This window comes from Janthinobacterium sp. NKUCC06_STL (assembly GCF_019345455.1).
Lineage (GTDB): Bacteria > Pseudomonadota > Gammaproteobacteria > Burkholderiales > Burkholderiaceae_D > Janthinobacterium > Janthinobacterium rivuli.
The window spans coordinates 39,936-53,138 of the sequence record NZ_JAHKQY010000002.1; the positions used below are offsets into that span (position 1 = coordinate 39,936).

Here is a 13,203-nt window from a genome sequence, read left to right on the forward strand (position 1 = left end):
TTTTTGCAACTTCATGCCGCCGCGGCTGACCACTCGCGCAGCAATTGTCCAAACGCTTCGGCTGCCGCCGTGCTGCTGGCGGCGCGCCAGAGCAGCTGGAACTGGGCGGCGGGCAGGGCGGGCAAGCCATGCTGGCCATCGATGACCACCATGCCCGCTTCCAGATCGCCTTGCGGCAGGGCCGTGATCGCCAGACCCGCCAGCACGGCGGCGCGCAAGCCCTGCTGGCTGGGCGAGGTGAACGCCACGCGCCAGTCCATTCCGGCGCCATCGAGGGCGTCGACGCCCACTTGCCGGTGCAGGCAGGGTGCGGGCGAAAACGCCAGCGGCAGCGGCAGCGCGCTGTCGTGCCGGAAATCCTGCGCCGCAGCCCAGACGAAGCGCGTGCGGCGCAGCACGGCTGCCTCATCTTGTCCGTCCGCGAGGGCCATGACGACGGCCAGGTCCAGCGCATCGGCAGCGACCAGTTTCTGCAAGTCAAGATAGGTGCCTACCGTGACATCCAGGCGCACGGCGGGAAACAGGTGCGCGAACTGCGCCAGCAGGGCAGGCAGGCGCGCGCCCATGAAATTTTCCGGCACGCCAAAGCGCACGGCGCCGGCAATCGAGGAGCGCTGAAAGCGCCGCGCCAGCGCATCCTGGGCAGCCAGGATCTGCCGCGCGTGGCGCAAAAAATCCTCGCCGTCTTCCGTCAGGCGCAGGCTGCGCGTCGTGCGCACCAGCAGCGCGCTGCCCGCTTGCTCTTCCAGGCGGCGGATCTGGTGGCTGATGGCGGACTGGCTCAGGTGCAACCGTTCGGCGGCGCGCGTAAAGCCGCCCGTGTCCTGCACGGCCACAAAGGCGCGCAGCAGGGCGGTATCGAAGTCCATGGGGTTCCTGTGATTCATGATGAAAATGAATGAATTGTGCAAAATTTTATCATTTCCCTCATGAGTCCACGTTTTCTAGAATGGTCGCTTGCAGTGCTCCGGCACTACGCATCCCTCCATGACTACCGAAAGCAAAGCTTCGATGCACCTGACTACTTCGCAACAAAACGCACTGACCCTGGCCGCCGTCTGCCTGGCCTCGCTCATGTTTGGCCTGGAAATTTCCAGCGTGCCCGTGATCCTGCCCACCCTGGAAACCGTGCTGCATGGCGACTTCAAGGACTTGCAATGGATCATGAACGCCTACACCTTGGCTTGCACCACCGTGCTGATGGCAACCGGCACCCTGGCCGACCGCTATGGCCGCAAGCGCTTGCTGCTCGCCAGCCTGATCCTGTTCGGCCTCAGTTCGCTGGCATGCGGCTGGGCCGGCAGCACGGGCGTGCTGATCGCCGCGCGCGCGCTGCAGGGCATGGCTGGCGGCGCCATGCTGATTTGCCAGGTGGCCGTGCTGTCGCAGCAGTTTCCGGACGGCGCCGCGCGGGGCCGGGCGTTTGGCGCCTGGGGCATCGTGTTTGGCCTGGGCCTGGGCTTCGGTCCCATCATCGGCGCGGCCATCGTCGCGCTGTCAAACTGGCAGTGGGTATTTCTCGTGCACGGACCGCTGGCGCTGGCGGCGTTGCTGCTGGTGGCGCTGGGCGTGAGCGAATCGCGCGACCCGCAGCGGCGCAAGCTGGACGTGGCCGGCATCGCCACCCTGTCGCTGGGCGTGTTCAGCCTGGCCTGGTGCCTGACGCAGGGGCCGGCGCTGGGGTTCAGTGATCCGCGCAGCGTGGCCAGCCTGGCCGTGGCGCTGATCAGTCTGATGCTGTTTGTCATGATCGAACGGCGCCAGGCCGAACCGATGATCGACTTTGCCGTGTTCCGCATCCGCCGTTTCTCGGGAGCGCTGCTCGGTTCGGCGGGCATGAACTGCAGTTTCTGGCCGTTCATGATTTATCTGCCCCTGTACGTGCAGTATGGCCTCGGCTACAGCAGCCTGGACACGGGCCTGACCTTGCTGGCCTACACCTTGCCCACCTTGCTCGTGCCGCCGCTGGCCGAGCGCCTGGCGCTGCGCTACCGGGCCGATGCCGTCATTCCTGCCGGCTTGCTGGTCATCGGCGTGGGTTTTTTGCTGATGCTGTGGGGCAGCCGTGTGGATGCCGCCAGCTGGCTGACGATCCTGCCCGGTTGCCTGCTGGCGGGCACGGGCCTGGGCCTGACCAACACGCCCGTCACCAATACGACGACGGGCGCCGTACCGGGCGAACGGGCCGGCATGGCGTCCAGCATCGACATCAGCGCGCGCATGATCAGCCTGTCGGTGAATATCGCGCTGATGGGCTGTATTCTCGTCGCAGCCATCCAGTCCGCCTTGCGGATGCAGTTGCCCGGCGGACTGGACGCGGCCACCTTGCGCGCCATGGCGGAAGGTTTGTCGGCAGGCAAGGGCGCCGGCGCGCTGCCGGACGGCGTGGCGAAGCTGGTGCTGGCGCAGGGATTTGGCGCCGTGATGCTGTACGGCGGCGTGGCTGCCTGCCTGTTCGCCGTGGCCAGCTGGCTGGTGTTTGGCGCCGGGCGGGCGCGGCAGGCATCCGGGCTGCCAGTGAGGGAATAGCCAGGAGGCTATAATCTGGGCACGTTGACAAGTCTTGCTCAACGTTATTACGAGGCCGCCCATGCATAAACTGATTTCCGAACTCACCCGCCTGTACCTGTTCGAAGAACAGCAGCAATACGTCGATGCGGAGGGCGGCGCGCAGCCGCTGACGCCAGCCGTGCTGGCGCGCCATCTGTCGGGCGAGCAGACGGTAGCGGTGTGCCTGGTCACGGATAGCGGCCTGGCGCGCGCGCTGGTGCTGGAGTTTGGCGGCAAGGGCGGCGGCGAAGCGCACTGGAGCGCGCTGTGCACGATCGCCAATGCCGTGCAGCACGAGCTGGACTTGCCGGCGCCCGCCGTCAGCATCTCGGGCAGTGCATTCCAGCTGTGGCTGTCGCTGGCCACGCCCGTATCCGTCGCGCAGGCGCGCCAATTCGTCCAATTGCTGCGCTCGACTTTCCTGCCAGCATCGACCGACATCCTCGCTATCGCGCCGCCAGACTACGTGGAACAGGCGGCGCTGCCGCCGTGCCTGCAGCCGACGGGCAAGTGGGCCGCCTTCATCCACCCCAGCATGGGCGCCGCCTTTGTCGATGAGCCTGGCCTGGACATGCCGCCGCCGCCCGCCGCCCAGCTGGGTTTCCTGGAAAGCTTGCGCAGCATCAATCCGGGACAATTCGCGCAAGCGCTGGCCAAGCTGCAGGGCCATGCGGGCCTGCTTGACGCCGTGCCCGCTCCCGCCATCGCCGCATTGCCAGTGGCAACGTCCACCGCTGCGCCGGGCTTGCTGCTGCAGGACGCCAGCCTGGAAGACATCGTCCGTTGGCTGCATGCGCGTAATATCGAACCGACTTTCCGGCACCGGTTGCCGTAGCGGGGCGCTCCTTATCCCTTATTTCAAGCTAAGTTAGACACCCAGGAGGCAACATGACAGTCAAGCGCATGGACAACGTCGGCATCGTGGTAGAAGACATCGATGCCGCCATTGCATTCTTCACCGAACTTGGTCTCGTTCTCGAAGGGCGCGCCCCGGTTGAAGGAGAGTGGGCAGATGGCGTCACCGGACTGCACGGCATGCGCGTCGAGATTGCCATGATGCGTACGCCGGACGGTCACAGCCGTCTGGAATTATCCCGCTTCCTCGCGCCGCCCGTAGTCGCCGATCACCGCAACACCCCAGTGAACGCGCTCGGCTACCTGCGCGTCATGTTTACCGTCGAGAATATCGACGATACGCTCGTCCGGCTCGTCAAACGCGGCGCGAAGCTGGTCGGCGAAGTAGTCCAGTACGAAAACATGTACCGGCTCTGCTATATTCGTGGTCCGGAAGGAATCCTCATCGGGCTTGCCGAACAGCTCGGTCAGAAAACGTCCTGAGGGAATCCCACCGGATCGGCGCCTAGCCCGTTAGTGAAACGACGGCAGCCGGCCAGCAGCAGTCGTTGAATATCCAATCAATCTTGTGCAAAAAACTGGGAGAACTACATTGGGAGTAATTGCAGACTTCTTTATCGCCGGTCCAGCCGAGGCCATCCGATATGCAAATCGGATTGAAGAGCCTGACGAAGGCGAGGAAATTGCGCTTTTGTTGAATCCGATCCAATTCAATGGCATCACAGACCTGGAAATCGGTACTCTTTGGGCCATTTTGGAAAGCAGGGAGTGGGATATAGAAAAACACATGCCTGAAGACATTTACGTTGAGGAGGACGGCGAGTCCTGGCTGCACCGATTTCCGGACGAGCTGACAAGCCTTCTTGCAAATTCAAATGCGGACGGGTTGGAGAGCGCATCGGAGCAATGGGCAAAAACTGAAGAGATGGAGTGCGATGCAGCAGATTTGCGGCCGCTATTAAAGGATTTGCAATCGCTCGCACGGCAAGCCGCCACCACGGGACAGTCCATTTATCTTTGGGGCTGTCTCTAAGGCTACTTCGTGGCAAGCGTATCATCGCTGAAAGGTCCGCTTCGCGGCTGAAGCGGATACTGCAATGCCGTCGCAGCGTCTAGCCAAGACGGCATGCGACCAAGGGCTTCCTTGTCCTGGCCGCCAGCATGTCAGCGGCGTGCTGAAATCAGCGCGCCATTTCCCTGGCCAAAGTCAACATCAATTCCTCCGCCCCCATTTCCCGCGCCAGCGGCGCGCCCTGGCCAGCCCATTGCGCGGCGAACTCGCTGTTGCCGTGCTGGCTGCCCAGCGCGTTCAATTGTTTGGCGGCATCGTAGGCGACGGGATAATCGGCCGGTGGCGGGCTGCCTGGCGCCTCGCCGTACTCGATCAAGCGGTTCACCATGCCGCGCGCCAGGCGGCCCGAGAGCACGCTGGTCAGGCGCGTGGCCGATGCCCGCTCGCTTTTCAGGTTGGCGCGGTAGCCTGCATTGGCTGACGATTCCGGGCATAGCACGAACGCCGTGCCCAGCTGCGCGGCTGCCGCGCCCAGGTCCAGCGCGGCGCGGATGCCTTGCCCATCCATGATGCCGCCGGCGGCGATGAGGGGCAGGGCGGTGCGGTCCGCCAGCAGGCGCAGCAGCACGCTGGTGCTGTGGCGTTCGTCCGGCGCTTGCGGGTCGAAGACGCCGCGATGGCCGCCCGCTTCCACGCCTTGCGCCACGATGGCGTCGACGCCGGCCTGTTCGATCAGGGCCGCCTCGCGCAGATTGGTGGCCGTCGCCATGGTGTAGATGCCGGCCTGGCGCAGGGCCTGGACTTGCTGCGGCGTCGGCAAGCCGAAATGGAAGCTGACGACGGCGGGCCGCTGTTCCAGCAACAGATCGAATGCCGCGTCATTGCCGATGAACGTTGCGTAGATTTCGCCCAGTTCCACGGGCACGCTTGCGCCCAGCTCCGCAAACAGGGGCGCCAGATGGGCCAGCCAAGCCCCTTCGCGTTGCGCATCCCGCAGGGCCGGCGCATGGCAAAACACATTCACATTGAAGGGACGATCCGTCAGCGCACGGGTGTCCATGATCACCTGACGCGCCTGCGCCACCGTGCCCGCGCCGATGGCCAGCGAACCGAGGCCGCCCGCGTTCGAGACGGCGGCGGCCATGCGCGGCGTGGAGACGCCGGCCATCGGCGCCTGGATGATGGGCAGTTGCAAGCCGAGACGGTCGAGGAAGGGATGGATTGAAGTCATGATGTTTCCTTCATGAAGTTGAGGATACTGCATTCAATTCGTATTTTGAGAATATAATAGCATAATCATTTTTAAATGGAGAATACGATGGAGTTGGAATCATTGCGGATTTTTTGCTCTGTCGCCAGTGAGCTGAGCGTGACCCAGGCCGCAGCCAGGCTGGGCCGCGCGCCGTCCAGCGTCACCACGCGCCTCCAGCAGCTGGAAGCCGATATCGGCGCCGAATTGTTCGTGCGCACCAATAAACGCATGGCCCTGACGGCGGCCGGCGAGCGCTTTCTCGAGTATGCGCAGCGTTTGCTGGCGCTGGCGGAAGAAGCGCGGCACGTCGTCACGGGCGGGAGAGAGGGCGGCACCTTGCGCGTCGGCAGCATGGAAAGCACGGCGGCCAGCCGCTTGCCGGCCCTGCTGGCCGCATATCACGCCCGCCATCCGGCCACGCGCCTGACGCTGAGCACAGGGCCGTCGCGCCCCCTGATCGAGCAGGTGCGCACGGGCTTGCTCGACTGCGCTTTCGTCGCCTTGCCGCCCGCGTTCGGAGGCGCCGCCGCATTGGAAGAGCTGGGCCTGGCATCGATGCCCGTGTGGCGCGAGGAACTGTGTTTGCTGCTGCCGGCCAGCGAAGGGCAGGCGCGCCGCGCTGCGGACGTGCGTACGCGCTCGCTGGCGGCGTTCCCGCAGGGCTGCACCTACCGCGGCATCGCCGAAGAGCTGCTGGGCGTGGCCGGCAGCACGCAATGGCAGGTGCAGGAGCTGAGTTCGTATCACACCATGATCGCCTGCGTGGCGGCCGGTGCCTGCGTGACCCTGCTGCCCGCCAGCGTGCTGGCGCTGTCGGACGCGCCTGCCACCTTGACAACCTTGCCCGCAGGGCAGATTGACACCGTGCTGGTGTGGCGCGCCGGGTTCGACGTGCCCGCCTTTCAGCATTTGCTGGCGCAGCTCGGCGAGGCGCCGTGAACGCGCCTGCCAGGCTGCGCGCGGCCATCGCCGCGGCGGTCATTCTCGCCATTGGCATGGGCTTTGGCCGCTTCGCCTTCACGGCCATCTACCCGCACATGGTGGGGGAAGGCGTCTTGAGTTTGCGCGATGGCAGCCTGGCCGCTTCTGCCAACTATGCCGGTTATTTGCTGGGCGCCATCCTGGCCATGCGCGCGCGGGCGCACAACGCGCACCGGCTGTGCCTGTGGTCGGTGGCGGGCACGGCCCTCTGCCTGGGCGTGCTGGCCTTGACTATGCCCGTCTGGCTCATCGTGACGGTGCGCGGCGTGGCGGGCGTCTTCAGCGCCCTGGCCATGGTGGCCGCCTCATTATGGTTGCTGGTGCAGCGCCGGCAGGCGCGCGGCGCGCCGCTGCTGTACGCGGGCGTGGGCGCCGGCATCGCCGTGTCGGCCGAATTGCTGGTGCTGGCGTCGCACTTGGGCTGGCACAGCGCCGGCATGTGGTTGCTGCTGGCCGGCGTCACCGTGCTGGCGGGGCTGGCGGCCGCACCCGCGATTGCCGCCAGCGGCCAGCCGGCGCCGGATGCGCCGGCGCAAGTTGGCGCCACCGCGCTGGCGCCCGTGGCGCCGTGGCCGCTGGTGCTGATCTACGGACTGGCGGGATTTGGTTATATCGTCACGGCCACGTATTTGCCCGTGCTGGTCGGCGCGGCCTTGCCCGGACTGAACTCCGCCCACGTGTGGGCCGTGTTCGGTCTCGGTGCCGCGCCCTCGTGTTTCCTGTGGCACCGCCTGCACGAGAGATTTGGCACGCGCCAGGCGCTGAGGCTCAATTTGCTGCTGCAGGCGCTGGGCGTGGCCTTGCCCGTGCTGGTGCCCACGGTCGCCGGCTATCTGCTCAGCGCCATCCTCGTCGGCGGCACGTTTGTCGGCACGGTGACCATCGCCATGCCGGCCGCGCAGCGGGCCGCCAGCATGGCGGGCAAGTTTGGCGGCAGCATGATGGCCATCATGACGGTGGTGTACGGCATCGGCCAGATCATCGGCCCCGTGCTGGCCGGCAGCCTGTATGCACAGTCGCACAGTTTCAACAGCGCATTATTGGCGGCGGCCGGCGCGCTGCTGCTGGCGATTGTCATCAGCCTGCGGCTGTAACACTCAGAGATCGAATGCGCAGCGCATGAAGTCGCGCCGGATGTCGTTGATCCTGTCGAACTCGCGCGTGTAATACAGCTTGTTCGTCAGCAGCACGGCATAGCGGCCGCGCCTCGGGCTGAGCCACATCGCCGTTCCGGTGAAGCCCTGGTGGCACCAGACATCGTCTTGCGGCCCGGTGCCTGCCGCCGGGTGCCAGAACAGGCCGCGCGACGGCTGCAGCTCGCCCGTCCGCACCGTCAGCGAATCGCGCACCCAGCCGGCGTCGAATACCTTGCCGTCCGGCGCCAGCATCGCCCGCAGGAAGCGCTCCAGGTCCGGCACGTTGGAAAACAGCCCGGCAATGCCGCACACGCCGCCCAGCAGCCGGGCCGAAAAATCATGCACCACGCCGGCAAGGTGGGTGCCCGCCTGTTCGCAGTACTCGGTCGGTGCGACCAGCTGGCCGTGCCGGGGCGCCACAGGACCATATCCCGTGGCGGCCATGCCCAGCGGCTGCAGCACGTACTCGGCAAGGGCCACATCCAGCGGCATGCCCAGCAGCCGCTCGATGACCAGGCCGAGGATCAGGGCCGCGCGGTCCGTGTATTCGACAGCCTGGCCTGGCATGCCTTCCAGCGGCTCGCGCAGCACGCCGCGCACGATATCGTCGTACACCTCGCCATAGCTGGCGCGCAGGCGGGCGCGCAGCGGCAAGCCGGCCGTGTGCGTGAGCAGCTGGAAAATCGTGATGGGCGCCAGCGCATAACCCACTGTGCCGGGCAGCAGGTCCGCCAGCCGGCTATCGAGGCGCAGGCGTTCCTGCTTTACCAACTGGCCGGTCAGCGACCAGACGCTGATGATCTTGGTCAGCGACGCGATGTCGAACAAGGTGTCGACTTGCATCGCGACACTGGACGCTTCGGGCGTGAGCCGCCCGGCCGCGCCTGCCACGCCGTGGTCGACGCTGCCCACGGCCCAGGCCGCGCCCGGAAAAATCTGTTCGCGTACGCCGGCTTCCACCAGCGCCGTCAGTTGGTCGGTATGGTTGCTTATTTGCATGATGATAGTGCCGTGCTTGTCTTGTCATGCTCTGCCGCTGCCACCCCCAGCCAGCGCGCCACCGATTGCGCCACCCATTGCCCTTCGTCGAGCGGCAAGTCGTGACCCGCATCGCGGTGGATCAAACAATCGGCCTGCCAGGCGCGCGCCAGGCGCTGCGAACAGCGGTGGTCGACCAATCGGTCCAGCGCGCCGGCCATCACCAGCACGGGCATGGCCGGGCGGATTGCCGGGGCGCGGTAGCGGGCGGCCGACAGCAACTGGCGCAGCGCGTTGCGCCGGCTGACCGGATATTGCTGCTGGTAGCTGAGCCAGTCGGCCAGCAGCGCGGGGTTGCCGCCAGCATGCCGCTGGCTCGTCAGGCGCAGGATCAGCGCTTCCTGGCTACTTTTGTCGCCCAGCAGCAGCTGGCGCAGCAGCGCGCCATAGTTTTGCCAGCGCAGGCGCCGGTAAAACGGACTATACGGCCGCATGCTGGTATTGAGCAGCACGCAGCGGGCGATTTCCTGCGGGTAGCGGTGAGCCCATTCCACGGCCACCATGCCGCCCAGGGACAGGGCCAGCAAGTGGTATGGCGCCGGAATGCCGCGCGCCTGCAGCTCCTGGCGGCAGGCTTCCACCATGTCAGCCACGCGGGTGGCGCTGTTCTGCGCGTGGCGCCCGCCATTGCCGGGCAGGTCGGGCGTGACGATGTGGGCGCCGGGCAGGACGCGCGCCAGGGTGGCGGGAAAGCTGCCCCAGTGGCGCTGTTCGCGCATCAGGCCGCGCAGCAGGACCCAGGTGGGCGCGCCGTTCATGACTCGTACCATTGCGCCAGCGCGCGCCGGCGCTGCGCCTTGCGCAGCAAGCCTTCCGGCATCCAGCGTCCGTGGCTGCTGGCGGCGCGCATGAGGAAATCGAACCATACCAGATGCCGGCGCAGCACGCGCTGCAAGCGGTGCGCGGCCGTGGGGTTGAAGATGCTGACCCTGTTGAACAGCTGGCGCGGGTTTTTCTTGACCCAGCGCCATGAACCCATTTCCAGGGTCAGCGGCAGGAACACGCGCCCGCTGTAGCTGGTGCCGTTCAGGTACAGATAGTCCCACAGGTCGCCATGCGTGCGGTATTGGCGGCTTTGCGGCTCGAATACATAGTTGTGGTTGGGATAGCTCTGGCTGAACAGCTCTTCCAGTGCGCCGATCTCGGCCAGGTGTGCTATCGGCACCTGGGTATGCGCGTGGGGAAACCAGATGCGGTCGCGCAAGCCGAAGCCGGAATGGCAATCGAGGGCGATGCTGAACTGGCGCGACAGCAGTTCGCGCTCGACGAGGTCGCACACGGCCTGGCTTTCCACCTCCATCGGTCCGTCTGCCGCACCGCGGTACCAGGGCAGGCGGGCACTGTAGCGTTGTCCACCGAGCATGAACGGCACTTTTTCGCGTGCGCTCAATGGCGCATTGCGCATCAGGTCGACCCCCTGCGGATTGCAGCGCGTGGCTTGCCACATGCCGCCCGGATTGACCAGCGGCATGAACACGAGACGCATGCTTTCCAGCTGCTGGTGCAGGGTGGCGTCCCAGCGCAGGCGGGCGATCAGGCTTTCCAGGAAAGACAGGATGACTTGCGTGCCGATGCGTTCGAGGCCGTGGATGCCGCCAAAAAAACCCAGCACGGGCACGTCGGGACTCGGATTGCCCAGCGCAATCGTGTACACGGGAAACTCGCGCCCATCCATGGCGATGCTGCAGGGCGCGGCCACTTCCAGGTGGCTGCCGCCCTCGTCGATGAGGCGCTTCAGCATGACCAGCTCGGGCAGATTCTTTTCGATCATCAGGCGTCTGAAAGGGAGAGTAGCAGCCAGTGTAGCCGAAATCGCCGCCGCACCCGACGTCCCGCATGGCGAAATTTGCGCACGCCGCTGATGTCACGAAGCCGTCATTTTTTGTGTGTAGGCTATTGCAGTTGATGCAAGAATTGTTACTTGGCAATGCCTTGTTTCCACGCATTTCTCCCTCACACGATAGCGACTCGATAGCGATATGACAGGCAGCCCGGCATCCGTCCATGTGCTAGCGCTGGCGGGATACCTGGTTTTGCTGGGTTTTCTGGCCGCGGTGGGACCCGTGCGGGCGCAGCCGGCCGATGGCGCCGTGCTGCAATTCGATATTGCCGCGCAAAATCTGGGCGACGCGCTCGACCTGTACAGCCGCCGCACGGGTATCGCCGTGCTGATGGACCAGCGCTACGCGCAGCGCCAGTCGTCCGCCGTGCGCGGCCCCCATGCGGCCGGCGCGGCCCTGCAAGCCTTGCTGGAAGGCACGGGCCTGCAATCGCGCCTGTCCGATGCGCAAGCCGTCATCGTGTATGCGCCGGCCGCAGCTGAATTGCCGCAAGTCAGCGTCGTGGCCGCCGCCGACATACCAGGCGCGACGCAGGGCGGCGGCGACCATGCGGCCTATGTCAGCCGCTTGCAGCACGTGCTGCTGGGGCTGCTGTGCCGCGCGGCGCAGACGCGTCCCGGCGGCTACCGGCTGGCGCTGCAACTGTATCTGAACCGCGCCGGCGTGGTGGACCGCGTGCACCTGCTCGACAGCACGGGTTTGCGCGCGCGCGACACGGCCATTGCGCGCCTGGTGCTGGGCATGCACGTGGGCGCCGCGCCGCTGCCGTCGATGCCGCAGCCCGTTTCCATCCTGCTGCTGCCGCAGGGGCCGGGCAGCGAAGTCGATTGCGGCCCCGGCACGACGGCAAGGCTTGCGCCATGAGCATGCCCGACCTGCGCACCAAGCTCAAACGCCACCTCAGTTCGCGCTACGCCGTGCTGCGCTGGCGCCTGGAGCGCGTGGTCGGCTGCAAGCACCATGCGGCCGATGCGCTGCAGGAAACCTGGCTGCGCCTCGAAGCGATGGTGGCGCCTGGCCCGGCCGCCGCGCCCGTCCACAATCCCGACGCCTATCTGCTGCGCATGGCGGCCAATATCGCCACCGACGCGTACCGGCGCGACCGCATCATCGTCACGGAGCGCGAACGCGAAGAACTGATGCACATGGCCGACGAGGCCGGCGACGACATCAGCGACCCGGCGCGCATCGTCTCGGCGCGGCTCGACGTGCAGGCGCTCGACGCTGCGCTGGCAGGCCTGTCGCCGCGCCGCCGCGCCATCCTGACGGCGGCGCGCATCGACGGCATGCTCAATGCGGACATCGCCGAGCGCTTCGGCATTTCCGTGGCGATGGTCAAGAAAGAATTGCAGGCCGCCATGCAACACTGTAAAACGTGCATGGCCGGCGCCGATGCCGCCCAGCGCAGCGATGTGTCGGGCCGGCGTAAATACTGATGAATCCCATGACTGCTCCTGACCGCGATCCACGCGACGTTTTTGAACATACCGACACGGCCATCGACCGGGAAGCCGCCGCCTGGTGGGCGCGGCTGCGTGCCGACGATTTTACGCAGGCCGACGCCGACGCCTTGCGCGCCTGGTGCGCACGCAGCCCCGGCCATGCGCGCGCCTGGCGCGAGCTCAAGCAAGTGTGGCAGGCGCTCGATCCCGCCTTGACCCGCGCCGCCGCCGCGCCGCAGGGGGGAAACGTGCTGGCGTTCCCGGCGCGCCCCGGACGCCGTGCTTTCCTCGGTGGCGCGCTGGCGGCCGGCGTGGCCGTGCTGGCTTTGCGTCCACCGCTGGGCGCCTGGCCGTCGCTGCAGGAATTCTCCGCCGACTACCGCACGGGCACGGGCGAGCAGCGGCAAGTGGCCTTGTCGCAGCAGATGACGGTGCAGATGAATACGCAGACGCGCATCGATGTGCGCGCGCCCGAGTCCATCGAATTGCTCGGCGGCGAGGCGGAAATCCTCGCCAGCGGCGCGCGCCAGCCCGTCACGGTGCTGGCGGGCGCGGGGCGCCTGCTGGCGCAGTCGGCCCGCTTCAATGTGCGCCATACGGACGACGCCGTGTGCGTCACCTGCCTGGCGGGCGCCGTGGAGGTGGTGTGGCGGCAGCGCCGCCACACCCTCGATGCGGGACAGCAACTGGTCTACGACGAGCGGGGCGTGCAGGCGGCCACGGCCGCTCCAACGGGCGAAGCGAACGCGTGGCGCACGGGCGCGCTGTCGTTTGCCGGCCAGCCGCTGGCCGATGTCGTCGATGAAATCAACCGCTACCGGCCCGGCCGGGTGGTGCTGCGCAATGCCGAGCTGGGCCGCCGCCTCGTGCGCATGCGTTTTTCCATCGGGCAAACTGACGGCGCGCTGGCGATGATACGCGACCTGTACGGCGCGCAAATGACCAGCCTGCCGGGCGGCATCGTGCTGCTCAGCTGATTCCTGGTTTCCCTGCGGCAGGGGAATCAAAATATTTTTCAAAAAGCATTATCCCTTCCGCCGCCCAGCTACGTCATGGAGGTATGGACGCTTGCGCTACCGCCAGGCTCCGTTCCCTA

Annotated in this window: 14 protein-coding genes; 9 read left to right on the forward strand and 5 right to left on the reverse strand. The window is 66.4% G+C overall.

What is annotated here, in order from left to right:
* Positions 1 to 11: 11 nt before the first annotated feature.
* Positions 12 to 869: a LysR substrate-binding domain-containing protein gene (locus tag KO539_RS09280; RefSeq protein ID WP_219308760.1), complete on the reverse strand. Its 858-nt coding sequence runs from the start codon at positions 867 to 869 to the stop codon at positions 12 to 14.
* A 142-nt stretch (positions 870 to 1,011) separates the two neighbouring features.
* Here KO539_RS09280 and KO539_RS09285 point away from each other — a divergent pair, with 142 nt between their 5' ends.
* The 4 genes from KO539_RS09285 to KO539_RS09300 all read left to right on the forward strand — a co-directional run bounded on the left by KO539_RS09285 (position 1,012) and on the right by KO539_RS09300 (position 4,438).
* Entirely contained in the window at positions 1,012 to 2,529 is a 1,518-nt protein-coding gene (locus KO539_RS09285) for an MFS transporter (protein ID WP_219308761.1), read from the forward strand.
* Between the two features lie 61 nt (positions 2,530 to 2,590).
* Positions 2,591 to 3,385 (forward strand): hypothetical protein, encoded by a 795-nt coding sequence (locus KO539_RS09290; protein WP_219308762.1) that lies wholly within the window; start codon positions 2,591 to 2,593, stop codon positions 3,383 to 3,385.
* A gap of 53 nt (positions 3,386 to 3,438) precedes the next feature.
* Positions 3,439 to 3,888: a VOC family protein gene (locus KO539_RS09295; RefSeq protein WP_219308763.1), complete on the forward strand. Its 450-nt coding sequence runs from the start codon at positions 3,439 to 3,441 to the stop codon at positions 3,886 to 3,888.
* 109 nt (positions 3,889 to 3,997) lie between these two features.
* Positions 3,998 to 4,438 carry a PDGLE domain-containing protein gene (locus KO539_RS09300; protein WP_219308764.1) on the forward strand — a complete coding sequence of 147 codons (441 nt, stop codon included), beginning with the start codon at positions 3,998 to 4,000 and terminating at the stop codon, positions 4,436 to 4,438.
* Positions 4,439 to 4,586: 148 nt separating this feature from the next.
* Here the strand turns inward: KO539_RS09300 and KO539_RS09305 are convergent, their stop codons facing one another.
* The gene (locus KO539_RS09305) at positions 4,587 to 5,648 is read right to left on the reverse strand and encodes a nitronate monooxygenase family protein (RefSeq protein ID WP_219308765.1); all 1,062 of its coding nucleotides are present in this window, start codon (positions 5,646 to 5,648) and stop codon (positions 4,587 to 4,589) included.
* An 87-nt stretch (positions 5,649 to 5,735) separates the two neighbouring features.
* On the opposite strand from KO539_RS09305, the gene KO539_RS09310 reads away from it, so the two are divergent.
* Together KO539_RS09310 and KO539_RS09315 are read left to right on the forward strand one after the other, a co-directional pair.
* Positions 5,736 to 6,608 carry a LysR family transcriptional regulator gene (locus KO539_RS09310; RefSeq protein ID WP_219308766.1) on the forward strand — a complete coding sequence of 291 codons (873 nt, stop codon included), beginning with the start codon at positions 5,736 to 5,738 and terminating at the stop codon, positions 6,606 to 6,608.
* Positions 6,605 to 7,744, forward strand: coding sequence for a YbfB/YjiJ family MFS transporter (locus KO539_RS09315; RefSeq protein ID WP_374106373.1), 1,140 nt, complete (start codon positions 6,605 to 6,607; stop codon positions 7,742 to 7,744). The genes KO539_RS09310 and KO539_RS09315 overlap by 4 nt, the downstream gene beginning before the upstream one ends.
* A 3-nt stretch (positions 7,745 to 7,747) precedes the next feature.
* On the opposite strand, the gene KO539_RS09320 is transcribed toward KO539_RS09315, so the two are convergent.
* From KO539_RS09320 to KO539_RS09330, 3 genes are read right to left on the reverse strand one after another with little or no spacing between them, the layout of a single operon-like run.
* Positions 7,748 to 8,785, reverse strand: a complete 1,038-nt coding sequence (locus KO539_RS09320; RefSeq protein WP_219308767.1) for a serine hydrolase — start codon at positions 8,783 to 8,785, stop codon at positions 7,748 to 7,750.
* Positions 8,776 to 9,582, reverse strand: a complete 807-nt coding sequence (locus KO539_RS09325) for an alpha/beta fold hydrolase (protein ID WP_219308769.1) — start codon at positions 9,580 to 9,582, stop codon at positions 8,776 to 8,778. Before KO539_RS09325 ends, KO539_RS09320 begins: the two co-directional genes overlap by 10 nt.
* Positions 9,579 to 10,595, reverse strand: coding sequence for a M14 family zinc carboxypeptidase (locus KO539_RS09330; protein ID WP_219308770.1), 1,017 nt, complete (start codon positions 10,593 to 10,595; stop codon positions 9,579 to 9,581). The genes KO539_RS09325 and KO539_RS09330 overlap by 4 nt, the downstream gene beginning before the upstream one ends.
* Positions 10,596 to 10,803: 208 nt before the next feature.
* Between KO539_RS09330 and KO539_RS09335 the strand changes: the two genes are divergently transcribed.
* The 3 genes from KO539_RS09335 to KO539_RS09345 are packed head-to-tail and all read left to right on the forward strand — an operon-like array spanning position 10,804 to position 13,084.
* Positions 10,804 to 11,529 carry a hypothetical protein gene (locus KO539_RS09335; protein WP_219308771.1) on the forward strand — a complete coding sequence of 242 codons (726 nt, stop codon included), beginning with the start codon at positions 10,804 to 10,806 and terminating at the stop codon, positions 11,527 to 11,529.
* A complete protein-coding gene (locus KO539_RS09340) occupies positions 11,526 to 12,101 on the forward strand; it encodes an RNA polymerase sigma factor (protein WP_051958428.1) in 576 nt (191 codons plus the stop codon). Before KO539_RS09335 ends, KO539_RS09340 begins: the two co-directional genes overlap by 4 nt.
* An 8-nt stretch (positions 12,102 to 12,109) precedes the next feature.
* Entirely contained in the window at positions 12,110 to 13,084 is a 975-nt protein-coding gene (locus KO539_RS09345; protein WP_219308772.1) for a FecR family protein, read from the forward strand.
* The last annotated feature ends 119 nt before the right edge of the window (positions 13,085 to 13,203 follow it).